This window comes from Sphingobacterium kyonggiense (assembly GCF_039536825.1).
Lineage (GTDB): Bacteria > Bacteroidota > Bacteroidia > Sphingobacteriales > Sphingobacteriaceae > Sphingobacterium > Sphingobacterium kyonggiense.
In genome coordinates, this window is record NZ_BAAAZI010000006.1 from 408,827 (window position 1) to 421,304 (window position 12,478).

A 12,478-nucleotide genomic window follows, 5' to 3' on the forward strand; every position below is an offset into this window, starting at 1 on the left:
CGGATGTAAATTCGTATTTATTTGTTGTACACCCTATAATGCAAGTGGAATGCCAAGCTTTATTTTTGGTACTATTTATGCTGTTACAGAGTCGATGCTGTTAAATAGTCAGTTTTAAGCAGGATCTGTCATCTAAATTGATCTTTTAAAAGGAAACAGCAGGAATGTGGAAATGTTTATAAATAATGATTGACTCCTTAAACTATTTCACGGAAATTTACTCTATAACAGGGTATTACTATTGATTGAAAAACTTTAATATATTGGATATGAATTTTAACTTTAAAAATAGAAGGATGAAAACGATGAGAATTGGTTTGGCGGCTGTTGCCTTAGCATTAGCAACCATGGGTGCTCAGGCACAAACAAAACAACATACGGATGCGAATGTAGCTGCAGGTGAGAAAGCCTTATTAGCAAATGATTTTAAATCTGCTGTAACTCACTTCCAAAAGGCTACTTCAACTTCAGCTAACGACCCTAATGTATTTCATTTGTTAGGTCTTTCTCAATATCAATTGGGTGATTACAAAAAAGCTGCAGCTAATTTTTCCAAAGCTATTGCTTTAGATGCGAATCACTTCTCCGCATACTATTACCGTGCAAAAGCAAATAACGTTCTAGCTGTAAACCGTGAAGCTAAAACTGCAGATGCTGAACGCGAAAGCTTATTGAAATCAGCAGTAGCTGATTATTCTAAAGCGATCGCTTTAAAACCGAATGAAAAGAATTTATATCAAAACCGTGCTATCGCAAATCGCGACTTAGGTGTATTGACTGGTACTTCTGGTACAGCTAACTACAATAAGAAAACTGCGACTGATGCTTATAATGCTGCAATCGAAGATTACAAGAAAGTATTAAGCTATGATGCTTCACGTAAGGACATCCAAACAGAAGTTAAAAAAGCGACTGTTTACCGCGATAACTTGAAATAAGAATCTCTCCTTAAATGGATGTAAATAAAAAGGCTCAGCTAATCGATAGCTGAGCCTTTTATTATTGTCAATATGCTTAATTCCGAATTTGCTTTTTATATGCTGAAGGAGTAAGCCCAGTCATTTTTTTAAACTGACTACTTAAATGGGCAGTACTACTGTAATGCAATTTCTCCGCAATTTCTGACAATGCTAAATCATATTGCAAATATTCCTTTACCTTCTCTACTTTGAGCTTAATAAGATATTGTTCCAAAGGCTCTCCTTGTAATTCAGAAAATAAACTACTGATGTAATTGTATTCCAAGTTTAAACGCTCTGCAAGAAAAGCAGAGGTTTTTAAACTTTGTTCACTTTCCTTATTTACCAATTCCTGTAATGCCAATTTGATGTCTTCCAAAATACGTTGCTTACGATCTTGTAAAACTTCAAACCCTATTGCCGATAGTTCTTTTTCGAATTCCTGGGTTTGCTGTTCACTCAATTCGTTTTTAAGCTCCACAAAGCCCATTTGAACAGTATGGAATGGAATATCCAAACGATTCAATATTTGCTCCACCGCCATAACACAACGCGGGCATACCATATTTTTTATTGGAAGCTGCATCCTTATATCCTTTTATCTTCTTTAACGATAAACCTAATCGAGTAAGCCAGCTCTTTTTAATAAAGGCTCAACGGAAGGTTCTTGTCCACGGAATGCCAAATATAGTTTCATAGGATGTACCGTACCTCCTTTACTTAGGATATGGTCCTTAAACTTCTTGGCAACTTCCTTATTAAAGATCCCATTTTGTTTAAAGTAATCAAATGCGTCGGCATCTAATACTTCAGCCCATTTGTAACTATAATAACCGGAGGAATAACCACCATTGAAAATATGGGAGAAAGAAGGGCTCATCGCATTGTCTTCAACATCTGGAAACAATACTGTAGATTTAAATTGTTCGACCTCAAATGGTTTAACAGCAGTTATACCATTTGGATCTTGACCATGCCAACCCATATCCAGCAAGCCAAAGCTTAATTGGCGAACTGTTGCCATACCTTCCATAAAGGCAGCACTTTCTTTTATCTTTTCTACATATTCCATCGGAATAGCATCGCCAGTTTCATAATGCTTAGCAAATAGATTTAATGCTTCTTCCTCATAACACCAATTCTCCATGATTTGACTAGGCAATTCAACGAAATCCCAAAATACTGATGTACCTGAAAGTGTAGGATATTGGGTATTTGCAAGCATGCCATGTAGGGCATGTCCAAATTCATGGAACAAGGTTAAAACCTCATTAAATGTCAATAAGGAAGGCTTGCTAGCCGTAGGTTTCGTGAAATTGCATACTATGGAGACATGAGGGCGCTCATTATGACCGTCCTTTTTATATTGCGATTTAAAGGAGGTCATCCATGCACCATTTCGCTTTCCTTTTCTAGGGAAGAAATCCGCATAAAATATAGCAATCAATTCACCATTTTCATCGCTTACCTCAAAAGTCTGTACATCCGGGTGATATTTATCAATGTTCTGAACTTCTTTAAAATTAAGATCATATAATCTGTTTGCAATTTCAAAGGCGCCTTGAAGAACATTTTCCAATTTGAAATAGGGCTTTAGCTTTTCATCATCTAAATTAAAACGTTGCTGTTTTAATTTTTCGGAATAATAACTGCCATCCCATTTTTCTAAGTGTTGAATACCATCAAGTTCTTTTGCAAATTGGGTTAATTCATTAAACTCGCGTTCTGCAGCAGGCTTGCCTTTAGCAAGTAGATCTTCAAGAAATGCATTCACTTGGTCTGGAGTTTGTGCCATACGCTCTTCCAAAACAAAATGAGCATGTGAAGCATATCCTAATAATTGTGCGCGCTTAAATCGAAGGCGAACAATCTTCAATACAATTTCCTCATTATTATTGGCATTGTCTTGAAAGGCTTTTTTACCAGCAGCCAGGCTGATTTCCTTTCTTCGCTCTCTGTTTTCAGCATAGGTGACAAAAGGAATATAACTTGGGTAATCTAATGTAAATAACCAACCTTCCTTGTCTTCTGCTTTCGCCATTTCCTTTGCGGCCTCCAAGATGCCCTCTGGTAGTCCTGCAAGTTCTGCTTCATCAGTAATCAATAATTGATAAGCATTACTATCTGCTAATACATGTTCACCAAATTGTAGTTTTAAAACGGATAGTTCGGCATCGATTTCCCGAAGTGTTTTTTTATCCTCCTCGGAAAGCAATGCGCCATTTCGAACAAAATCCTTATAATTTTTGGTCAACAAGTTTTCTTCTTCCTCGGAAAGATTCAAACTGTCTTTCTGCTGATAAATTTCTTTTATCCTTTCAAAGAGCTCAAGGTTTAAAGTGATATCATTGCCGAGCTCTGCTAATTTAGGAGCTACTTCTCGCGCAATGGCATCCATTTCATCATTAGTCTCTGCGGATTGCAGATTGAAAAATATATTGGAAATACGGTCCAATTGCATGCCTGAAAAGGCAAGAGCTGCAATGGTATTTTCAAATGTTGGGGCTTCGTTATTATGAACGATAGCATCGATTTCTGCTCGTGTAGCAGCAATAGCATCTTCAAATGCCGGTAAATAATCCGAATTCTGAATCTGAGAAAATGGTGCTGTATCGTAAGGGGTTTTAAAAGAATGATTTAAAATGTTCATGAAGGTAAAGTTACAATAAAAAAATATCCTAAATTGCGCTCAAATAACCACATCGGGATATTTTACCAAAACATTACGCAGCAATAAGGGTTTTTATTATAAAGGAAGGAATTCGAGAAAATGAAAAGAATATACAATGCTTTAGCTATAGCATTGGTAATAGCTGGATTAAGTGCATGTAACTCCCAAACATCCACTCAAAAAACGGAAGAGAAAGACACATTCACCAACAACAACAATTTAGAAGATCTGCAAGGTACTTATGAGTACAGTCAAAATGGAGATACTATCAGCTTAAAATTAGCTGTACAAAACGATTCTCTAATAGGCGATCTTACTTATGCTTTGAAAGAAAAAGATAAAAACGTAGGCGTATTTCGTGGTGTCGTACAGGACTCACTCATTGTTGGAGAATATTATTTCCAGTCCGAAGGCATGGAATCTAAAAGAGAGACAGTTTTAGGCATGGTACCAGAAGGTTTAATTGAAGGATTTGGTGAAGTTGTAGACAGTGAAGATGGTATGCGCTTTGTCGATAAAAACAACCTTCGTTTTGATCACGGAATGGTATTAAAGAAAAAATAGTATTTGCATAACGATTAAATAAATTAAAAATAATGGTTTAATTATCTCCAATCCACTTGAAGATAAAAAGTCTGTTGCCTATTGGTGAACAGACTTTTTTTGTGCTCTAATAAGTCTGTTTGTGAAATTTATTTTCATTAGTTGTTTAGTATAATTTGCTGTTCATCAGTGTTATGTAAAATTGGTCATTTGATTAAATCATTTGTTTAATTTAAAATAATGTATTTATATTTGTGCTATTCAATTTTAGAAGTAGGGAACAAGGAAATGAAAAATAAGGAAGAAGAACAAGAAAAGGTCAGTACGGAAGATAAAATTAAAGATGCTGCAAAAAGGGTCTTTCAGAAAAAGGGATTTGCGGCAACTCGAACTCGTGACATAGCTGAAGAAGCAGGACTTAACCTTAGTTTATTGAACTATTATTTTCGAAGCAAGGAAAAGCTTTTCGAGCTAATTGTGTTGGAGACCATTTTTGAGTTTGCCAAAAGTTTAATTATAGTATTGAATGACGAGGATAGCAGTATCATTCAGAAAGTTGAAATCGTTGCTGATCGATACATTGATTTTATAAAGACGCAGCCAGATCTTCCAATCTTTATTTTAAGCGAATCCAGATTTAACATTGGGAAAGTAATGGAAAATCTACCTATAAAGGAATTTCTAAGTAATTCAGTTCTGGTGCGACAGTTAAAAGAAAAAGCACAAAGAGGAGAAATGCGAGAAGTGAATTATGTGCATTTTATTATGAATGTCATGGGGCTTATCATTTTTCCCTTTATTGCTCAACCTATTATTATGGGCGGTACATCGATGAGTTCAGAAGAGTTCATAAAAATGATGGAAGAAAGAAAGGTCCTAATCCCTATCTGGGTAGAAGCCATGTTTAAGGCTAATAAATTACAATAAGTAGGATATCCTAATACTTATCTATGAAAAATATTTCTATAAAATTGGCACTTGGCTTTATGGTCATCAACCTGTGCTTAAGTCCAATGGTTTCCTTAGCGCAAAAGCAAGATGGCGTTCTTTCCATTGAAACTTGTTATCAGCTGGCAAGAGTAAATTATCCTTTGATCAAACAACAAGAACTTTTGGCTAAAGCCAAAGATTTATCCTTGGATAATGCGCAAAAGACGGTATTGCCACAAGTACAGCTAGCAGGACAAGCGACTTATCAGTCGGATGTAACGGGCTTACCAATCAGTATTCCAAATGTGGAAGTACCAAGCTTGAATAAAGGTCAGTATAAAGTCTTTGCTGAATTAACCCAGTCCCTGACAGCCTTACTTGTTTTAAAGGATCATAAGGAACAGTTGGCAGCACAAACCGCAGTAGATAATCAAAAGTTAGAGGTTGAGCTTTATAAAATCCATGACCGTATTAATAATCTCTATTTTGGAATTCTATTATTGGATAAACAATTAAGTCAAATTCAATTATCTAAACAAGATATCCAACAAGGAATTGATAAAATTGAAACCGCTATTAAAAACGGAGTGGCTCTAAAAAGTTCTGTAAATAACCTAAAGGCAGAATTATTACAGGTAAATCAACGCACAATTGGTTTACAGTATGATCGAAGGACCTATGTACAAATGCTGAGCTCTTTCATCAAGAAAGAATTAGCAGAAGATGTACAGCTTTCTTTGCCTGCTTCTATGAATTATGTGCCTCATATTGCACGTCCTGAGCAGACATTGTTCCAATTACAGCGTGATGCTTTAAGTGCTCAAACGAAGTTAATTGACGCTAAAACCCTTCCTCAGTTAAGTGTATTTGTTCAAAGCGGTGTAGGTAATCCCGGATTAAATATGTTGAAGGCAGAAACTCAAGGTTTTTATATCGCTGGCCTTAAATTGGGATGGAATCTGAATAATTTCTATACCCAAAAAAATGATAAAAGTCTAGTTGAAACCAACCAACGTTTACTAGCCGTACAGGAGGAAGCTTTTGTTTTTAATACTGAGATGGAAATAGCACAGCAAGAAAAGGAGCTTGAAAAACTAAAATTACTTCATGAAGCCGATAAGGAGCTAATCCAACTAAGAGAACAAGTTAAAAATTCTACGCTTAATCAGTTGAATTATGGTACAGCCAATACTAGCGACTATATTCTTGATTTACATGCTGTAGAACAAGCAAAGCAAAACCAAGCCATCCATGAAATACAAATACTAATGGCTAACTATAAATTACAAATCATATCTGGAATTCCTTCATCTAACAACTAACCTCGAAAAATAAATATCATGAATTATAAAATTGGGCTTTTCGCCATATCGCTTCTCAGCCTTCTTTCTTGCAAAAGCAAAGAGGAAGCATTTGATGCATCAGGGAGTTTTGAAGCCATCGAAACAATTATTTCGGCGGAGGCAAATGGAACCATAAAATCGTTGCATGTGGAAGAAGGAGAGGATTTACAAGCAGGTCAATTGGTCGGCTATATTGATACGGTACAGACCTATCTTAAAATAAAACAATTAGAGGCACAAATAGGGGCTGGTTTAAGTCGTAAGCCCAATATACCTGTGCAATTGTCCTCATTGAAACAACAAATCGCACATTTGGAAAGTGAAAGAGAAAGAACGCGAAAGCTGGTAGCAGGTGATGCTGCTACTCCCAAACAATTGGATGATATCGAATCGCAAATTCTAGTTCTTCGGAAACAACTTGATGCGCAGCAATCTGCATTAGCAATTACTGATCAAAGTATTGGAAAAGAAGTGGCGCCTGTTGAAGTTCAAATTGCACAACTACAAGATCAATTAGCAAAATCCAAAATCATAAACCCTATTCAAGGGACAGTCCTTACAAAGTATGTGGAAGAAAATGAAGCTGCTATGATGGGTAAACCACTTTATAAAATTGCTGACCTTTCCGAAATTATTCTTCGAGTTTACATTTCCGGATCTCAATTACCACAGGTGAAAATAGGGCAGAAGTTAACTGTTCTCACAGATGATGGGAAAGAGGGATATACTAAAACAGAAGGCGTTGTTACCTGGATTGCAGATAAGGCTGAATTTACCCCCAAAACAATTCAAACAAAGAACGAAAGAGCCAATTTGGTTTATGCAGTGAAAGTCAAGGTTAAAAATGATGGTCGCTATAAAATAGGCATGTATGCCGAGGTAAAATTTTAATCCAAGGCCATGTTGCATATCGATGGTTTAGAGAAAACCTATAATGCTGGTAAAATGCTGGCAGTTGATCAGGTCTCTTTTGATGTTAAAAAGGGTGAATTATTTGGTCTTATCGGTCCTGATGGGGCAGGAAAGACCAGTATATTCCGCATATTGACCACCTTGTTGCTTCCTACGAAAGGGTCTGCAACAGTAGCGGGATTGGATGTCATTGTTGATTATAAGCAAATCCGTAAAATGGTAGGCTATATGCCGGGCAAATTCTCACTTTACCAGGATCTGACTGTTGAAGAAAACTTGGAGTTCTTTGCTTCCGTTTTCAATACTACTATTGCGGATAATTATGACCTCATTAAGGATATATACATTCAGATAGAGCCATTTAAAGATAGAAGAGCAGGAAAGCTTTCCGGAGGTATGAAGCAGAAGCTTGCCCTATGCTGTGCGTTAATCCATAAACCCGAAATTCTCTTTTTAGATGAACCTACTACAGGTGTAGATGTGGTTTCCAGAAAGGAATTTTGGGATATGCTTAAGCGGTTAAAGGAGCAAGGAATGACGATTTTAGTCTCGACACCCTATATGGATGAAGCAACTCTCTGCGAAAGGATAGCATTAATTCAAAATGGTAAAATATTAAAGATTAATACGCCAGATCATATTATTGAAGATTATCCTCAAGACCTTTATGCTATAAAAAGCTCACAAATGGGCAAATTACTACAAGATCTTCGAGCAAATGAGTTCATCAAATCATGTCACGCGTTTGGTGAATATCATCATATCAGTTTTCAGCAGGATGATTTACAGCAGGACGCTTTACTAATCACTCAATTGGAGAAGTTGGGACATCAAGGTTTGGAGATTCTAAAAATACGCCCCACGATTGAAGACTGTTTTATTGACTTAATGGAAAGCCATGGATAGAGAAGTTGTCATCAAAACGGATAAACTAACAAAACAGTTCGGCGATTTTATCGCGACGAATGCTATCAGCTTTGAAGTCTTCAAAGGTGAGATATTCGGCTTTTTAGGAGCTAATGGTGCTGGTAAAACAACAGCTATGAAAATGCTTTGTGGACTATCTAAACCAAGCTCTGGAACGGCTAGAATTGCAGGATTTGATGTCTATAAGGATACAGAATCCATTAAAAAGAATATTGGCTATATGAGCCAAAAATTTTCACTCTATGAGGATTTGACGGTAAAGGAAAATATTGAATTTTTTGGAGGGATTTATGGTTTAAGGGGAAAGTTGCTGAAGCAGAAGCGAGACGAGCTCTTAAATACTTTAGGCTTACATTCGGAGCAGAATGAACTGGTATCTGCTCTGCCCTTAGGCTGGAAGCAGAAATTAGCCTTTTCCGTTGCTATTCTACACAATCCTAAGATTGTATTCTTAGACGAACCTACTGGAGGTGTTGATCCAGTAACCAGAAGGCAGTTTTGGGATCTAATCTATGCCGCCTCTGACCAGGGGATTACCGTGTTTGTAACCACCCATTACATGGATGAAGCGGAATACTGTAATCGAATATCCATGATGGTAGATGGCGAAATTCGAGCGTTGGATACACCTCAGAACCTTAAAAAACAATTTATTGCCCAAAATATGGATGAAGTGTTTTATACCCTGGCAAGGACTGCACAACGTAAAGGAGATTAAGATGAAACAGTTCAAGTCGTTCATAAAAAAAGAATTCCATCACGTATTCCGCGATAGGAAGACTTTGCTGATGTTATTTGGTTTGCCCATCATTCAGATTATTCTTTTTGGCTTTGCCATGAATAATGAGATAAAAAATGCCAAACTATTGGTCTGTGATTATGCACAAGACGAAGCCAGTATAGCCATTACTAGAAAATTTGAAGCAAATAATAATTTTAAGCTCAGCAAAAGCATTTTAGACTACAAGCAGATTGAGGAGAACTTTAAACAAGAAAATCTGAAACTAGCCATTATATTTCCAGTAAATTTTCAAAATGACCTACTTCATAAAAATCAAGCAGCAATTCAGATTATTGCCGATGGGTCAGACCCAAATACGGCAAGTACTTTACAGAACTACGCGGCTTCTATCATTCGAGATTATCAAATGAGTCTAACGGTTGGTCAAACCGTTCCTTATTCCATAAACACTCAAGTGCGTATGCTTTATAACCCTGAACTAAAGAGTGCACCCACCTTTGTTCCGGGGATTATGGCGCTGGTACTTATGTTGATTTGTGTTTTAATGACCGCAGTATCCATCGTTCGTGAAAAGGAGATGGGAACCATGGAAATTTTATTGGTATCTCCAATTAATCCTTTCTTGGTAATTGTAGCGAAGGCAATGCCTTATTTTTTTAACCTTGCGGTCATTCTTATTCTTAGTGTCACACTGTTAGGAATGCCAATTCACGGAAGTCTAATTCTTTTGGTTCTTGAAAGTGCCTTGTTGATTATCTGTTCGCTATCTGTTGGATTGCTAATCTCGAACATCACAAATTCACAACAAGCAGCTATGCTCATTGCCATGATGGGAATGATGCTTCCTATTTTATTATTTACCGGTTTTATGTTTCCCTTGGAAAATATGCCAATCCCGCTGCAGATGATATCTAATTTGGTGCCCTCAAAATGGTATTTCATTATCATTAAATCCATCATGTTGAAAGGCTTGGGCTTTGCAGCAGTATGGAAGGAATCCCTCATATTGTTGGCTATGACAGTTTTCTTGTTGTTGCTTAGTCTGAAGAAGTTTAAAACCCGTTTAGAATGAGTGTGCTTATATTTTTATTGCGAAAGGAATTCAAGCAGATTTTCCGCGATCGGGCAATACTACCATTGATCTTTATTGCCCCAATTATGCAGCTGCTTTTACTACCACTAGCAGCCAATTTCGAGATCAAGAATATTGCTATCTCGGTAGTTGATCAAGATCATTCCAGCTATTCCAGGCAATTGATTCAAAAATTAAGTGCCTCAGGATATTTTAAACTGGAGGATTATGGCAATTCCTTTAAACATGGTTTGTCTCAAATAGAATCCGATAAGGTTGATCTCGTTCTAGAAATTCCAAGGGATTTTGAGAAGAATTTAATCCGAGAATCCCATTCCGATTTGTTGGTTACAGTAAATGCCATCAACGGTGTCAAAGCAGGCCTTGGTGCTGGTTATATCAATCAGATTATACAAGACTTCAATGCCGATGTAAGAATGCGCTGGGTTAATCCTGATGGGCAACAAAATCAAAGTACTATCGATATCCGCCCTAGTAATTGGTTCAATCCAAATTTAATCTACAGTACCTATATGGTTCCCGGAATTTTGGTAGCCTTGGTAACCATGCTTTGCTCCTATATGTGTGCCCTCAATATTGTCAAAGAAAAGGAAGTGGGAACCATTGAACAAATCAATGTTACACCTATTAAAAAGTATCAATTTATACTAGGTAAATTAATTCCCTTTTGGATCATAGGTCTGTTTGTATTTACCCTTGGACTATTTGTCGTTGCACGCTTTGTTTATGGGATAGTTCCAGTTGGTAACATGTTTTTGTTATATGGATACCTGAGCATTTATCTAATTGCCATATTGGGATTAGGCTTGTTGATTTCTACGTTCTCCGATACCCAGCAACAGGCTATGTCTATTGCCTTCTTGATCATTATGGTATTTATGCTTATGACAGGTTTATTTACTTCGATAGATAGCATGCCTGATTGGGCGTATTTTATAGCGAAGTTGCTGCCTGTTACATATTTTATCGAAGTTGTTCGAATGTTGGTTCTAAAGGGAAGTGGCTTTGGGGATATTCAATACCATTTCCTGATCATCATTGCATTTGCCTTCATTTTAAATGGACTTGCAATTTATAATTATAAAAAAACAGCTTAGAAATTTCTTAAGCTGTTTTTTTTTACCAATATTTTCTTAATCGATCCACCATTCTTTAAATTGATTTTCTCTTTTCAGATGGACAACCTGGCCAATCTGTGGGGTCCAAATAGGTCGATTCTTGCGCTTTGCTTCTTTAGTAACACGAATTAAAGGCTCATCCCATGCATGGTTTGCTAAGGGGAATTTTGCGGAGTGAACCGGTAGAATGTCTTTTGCTCCCAGATCTTCTCCAGCTAAAACCACTTCCTCGGGCATCATATGAATGTATTTCCAATATTCGTTGTATTGCCCATTTTCTAAGATAGCTAAATCAAAGGGGCCATGTTCTTCGCCAATGGCTTTAAAGTGCTTGCCATAGCCACTGTCTCCACCAATGAACATTTTGTAATCGTCTTTCTGAAGGACAAAGGCAGACCATAGACTAGTATTTCTTTTGGTCCAACGACCAGCAAAATGTCTAGCTGGTGCAGCGGTGAATTTAAAACCTTTGCTCTCATAGGATTCACCCCAATATAATTCATGGATTTTTTCAGCTGGATATCCCCATTTTTCTAAATGTGCTCCAACTCCCAAGCTCGTTATGATTTGTTTCGTACGGTCTTTGATGTTTAAAAAAGTCTTATAATCCAAATGATCCCAATGGTCATGTGTAATGACCAATATATCAATCTCCGGCATATCCTCCGCTGTGTAAGGATTTGTCATGTCAAAAGCTTTGATACTGATAGGGACAGGCGATGCATATTTACTGAAAACAGGGTCCACTAAAATCCGCTTTCCACCTAATTGTAAGTAATAGGAGGAGTGTCCAAACCAGACCAATAAATCTTCGTTTAAATTTAGATTCTTCAAATCTGTACGAATAGTTTCTAGTGGTTTGTCAGGCACATTGCGCTTATCCTTTCCAAAGAAAAAGGAGCGAAGCATTTCCACAAAAGAAACTCCTTCCTTAATGGCAGGTGTATTTTCTAGATTAGCATACACTCCATCATGAAAGGTGCTGGTATGCTCCATACGAGACAATCGTTTTCCTGAAGCTAAAGATCCAACTTGATCACTTTTGCCCAAGAAATAATAGCCTAAAAAGCCAATTATAACAAGAGCCAAAAGAATGTATAACATACGTAGAAGTATTTTTTTCATAAATGCAGCGCGCAAGTTACTGCTTTATTTTTCATCTCATTGTAATAATTCTAGATGACAGTTTTTTAAATATTTTGCTTGCTTATTACCTAAAAATTTTAATGAATTATTAAGG

12 protein-coding genes are annotated in these 12,478 nt (G+C 36.8%); 9 read left to right on the forward strand and 3 right to left on the reverse strand.

All coding sequences use genetic code 11. From position 1 onward, the window contains the following. Nucleotides 1-296 precede the first annotated feature (296 nt). Complete coding sequence (locus ABD676_RS06650) at nucleotides 297-938, forward strand: tetratricopeptide repeat protein (protein ID WP_344673815.1); 642 nt, start codon at nucleotides 297-299, stop codon at nucleotides 936-938. Between the two features lie 76 nt (nucleotides 939-1,014). Here the strand turns inward: ABD676_RS06650 and ABD676_RS06655 are convergent, their stop codons facing one another. After that, complete coding sequence (locus tag ABD676_RS06655; RefSeq protein ID WP_344673816.1) at nucleotides 1,015-1,545, reverse strand: helix-turn-helix domain-containing protein; 531 nt, start codon at nucleotides 1,543-1,545, stop codon at nucleotides 1,015-1,017. Between the two features lie 33 nt (nucleotides 1,546-1,578). After that, complete coding sequence (locus ABD676_RS06660; RefSeq protein WP_344673817.1) at nucleotides 1,579-3,609, reverse strand: M3 family metallopeptidase; 2,031 nt, start codon at nucleotides 3,607-3,609, stop codon at nucleotides 1,579-1,581. Nucleotides 3,610-3,729: 120 nt separating this feature from the next. Between ABD676_RS06660 and ABD676_RS06665 the strand changes: the two genes are divergently transcribed. The 8 genes from ABD676_RS06665 to ABD676_RS06700 all read left to right on the forward strand — a co-directional run bounded on the left by ABD676_RS06665 (nucleotide 3,730) and on the right by ABD676_RS06700 (nucleotide 11,217). Next, nucleotides 3,730-4,194: a hypothetical protein gene (locus ABD676_RS06665; RefSeq protein ID WP_344673818.1), complete on the forward strand. Its 465-nt coding sequence runs from the start codon at nucleotides 3,730-3,732 to the stop codon at nucleotides 4,192-4,194. A gap of 267 nt (nucleotides 4,195-4,461) precedes the next feature. Continuing rightward, nucleotides 4,462-5,100 (forward strand): TetR/AcrR family transcriptional regulator, encoded by a 639-nt coding sequence (locus ABD676_RS06670; protein WP_344673819.1) that lies wholly within the window; start codon nucleotides 4,462-4,464, stop codon nucleotides 5,098-5,100. A gap of 23 nt (nucleotides 5,101-5,123) precedes the next feature. Further along, nucleotides 5,124-6,425, forward strand: a complete 1,302-nt coding sequence (locus tag ABD676_RS06675) for a TolC family protein (RefSeq protein ID WP_344673820.1) — start codon at nucleotides 5,124-5,126, stop codon at nucleotides 6,423-6,425. 18 nt (nucleotides 6,426-6,443) lie between these two features. Further along, nucleotides 6,444-7,337 carry an HlyD family secretion protein gene (locus ABD676_RS06680; protein ID WP_344673821.1) on the forward strand — a complete coding sequence of 298 codons (894 nt, stop codon included), beginning with the start codon at nucleotides 6,444-6,446 and terminating at the stop codon, nucleotides 7,335-7,337. Nucleotides 7,338-7,346: 9 nt separating this feature from the next. Next, complete coding sequence (locus ABD676_RS06685) at nucleotides 7,347-8,264, forward strand: ABC transporter ATP-binding protein (RefSeq protein WP_344673822.1); 918 nt, start codon at nucleotides 7,347-7,349, stop codon at nucleotides 8,262-8,264. Further along, nucleotides 8,257-9,003, forward strand: coding sequence for an ABC transporter ATP-binding protein (locus ABD676_RS06690; protein ID WP_344673823.1), 747 nt, complete (start codon nucleotides 8,257-8,259; stop codon nucleotides 9,001-9,003). The genes ABD676_RS06685 and ABD676_RS06690 overlap by 8 nt, the downstream gene beginning before the upstream one ends. A gap of 1 nt (nucleotide 9,004) precedes the next feature. Continuing rightward, complete coding sequence (locus ABD676_RS06695) at nucleotides 9,005-10,099, forward strand: ABC transporter permease (protein ID WP_344673824.1); 1,095 nt, start codon at nucleotides 9,005-9,007, stop codon at nucleotides 10,097-10,099. Further along, the gene (locus ABD676_RS06700; RefSeq protein ID WP_344673825.1) at nucleotides 10,096-11,217 is read left to right on the forward strand and encodes an ABC transporter permease; all 1,122 of its coding nucleotides are present in this window, start codon (nucleotides 10,096-10,098) and stop codon (nucleotides 11,215-11,217) included. Before ABD676_RS06695 ends, ABD676_RS06700 begins: the two co-directional genes overlap by 4 nt. Before the next feature lie 36 nt (nucleotides 11,218-11,253). Here the strand turns inward: ABD676_RS06700 and ABD676_RS06705 are convergent, their stop codons facing one another. Beyond that, nucleotides 11,254-12,363: an MBL fold metallo-hydrolase gene (locus tag ABD676_RS06705; RefSeq protein ID WP_344673826.1), complete on the reverse strand. Its 1,110-nt coding sequence runs from the start codon at nucleotides 12,361-12,363 to the stop codon at nucleotides 11,254-11,256. Between the last annotated feature and the right edge of the window lie 115 nt (nucleotides 12,364-12,478).

Coding starts and splice junctions, on each gene's coding strand:
- ABD676_RS06675 (WP_344673820.1), top strand. CDS start 5,124: ATGAAAAATATTTCTATAAAATTGGCACTTGGCTTTATGGTCATCAAC.
- ABD676_RS06670 (WP_344673819.1), top strand. CDS start 4,462: ATGAAAAATAAGGAAGAAGAACAAGAAAAGGTCAGTACGGAAGATAAA.
- ABD676_RS06705 (WP_344673826.1), bottom strand. CDS start 12,363: ATGAAAAAAATACTTCTACGTATGTTATACATTCTTTTGGCTCTTGTT.
- ABD676_RS06685 (WP_344673822.1), top strand. CDS start 7,347: ATGTTGCATATCGATGGTTTAGAGAAAACCTATAATGCTGGTAAAATG.
- ABD676_RS06650 (WP_344673815.1), top strand. CDS start 297: ATGAAAACGATGAGAATTGGTTTGGCGGCTGTTGCCTTAGCATTAGCA.
- ABD676_RS06665 (WP_344673818.1), top strand. CDS start 3,730: ATGAAAAGAATATACAATGCTTTAGCTATAGCATTGGTAATAGCTGGA.
- ABD676_RS06700 (WP_344673825.1), top strand. CDS start 10,096: ATGAGTGTGCTTATATTTTTATTGCGAAAGGAATTCAAGCAGATTTTC.
- ABD676_RS06690 (WP_344673823.1), top strand. CDS start 8,257: ATGGATAGAGAAGTTGTCATCAAAACGGATAAACTAACAAAACAGTTC.
- ABD676_RS06660 (WP_344673817.1), bottom strand. CDS start 3,609: ATGAACATTTTAAATCATTCTTTTAAAACCCCTTACGATACAGCACCA.
- ABD676_RS06680 (WP_344673821.1), top strand. CDS start 6,444: ATGAATTATAAAATTGGGCTTTTCGCCATATCGCTTCTCAGCCTTCTT.
- ABD676_RS06695 (WP_344673824.1), top strand. CDS start 9,005: ATGAAACAGTTCAAGTCGTTCATAAAAAAAGAATTCCATCACGTATTC.
- ABD676_RS06655 (WP_344673816.1), bottom strand. CDS start 1,545: ATGCAGCTTCCAATAAAAAATATGGTATGCCCGCGTTGTGTTATGGCG.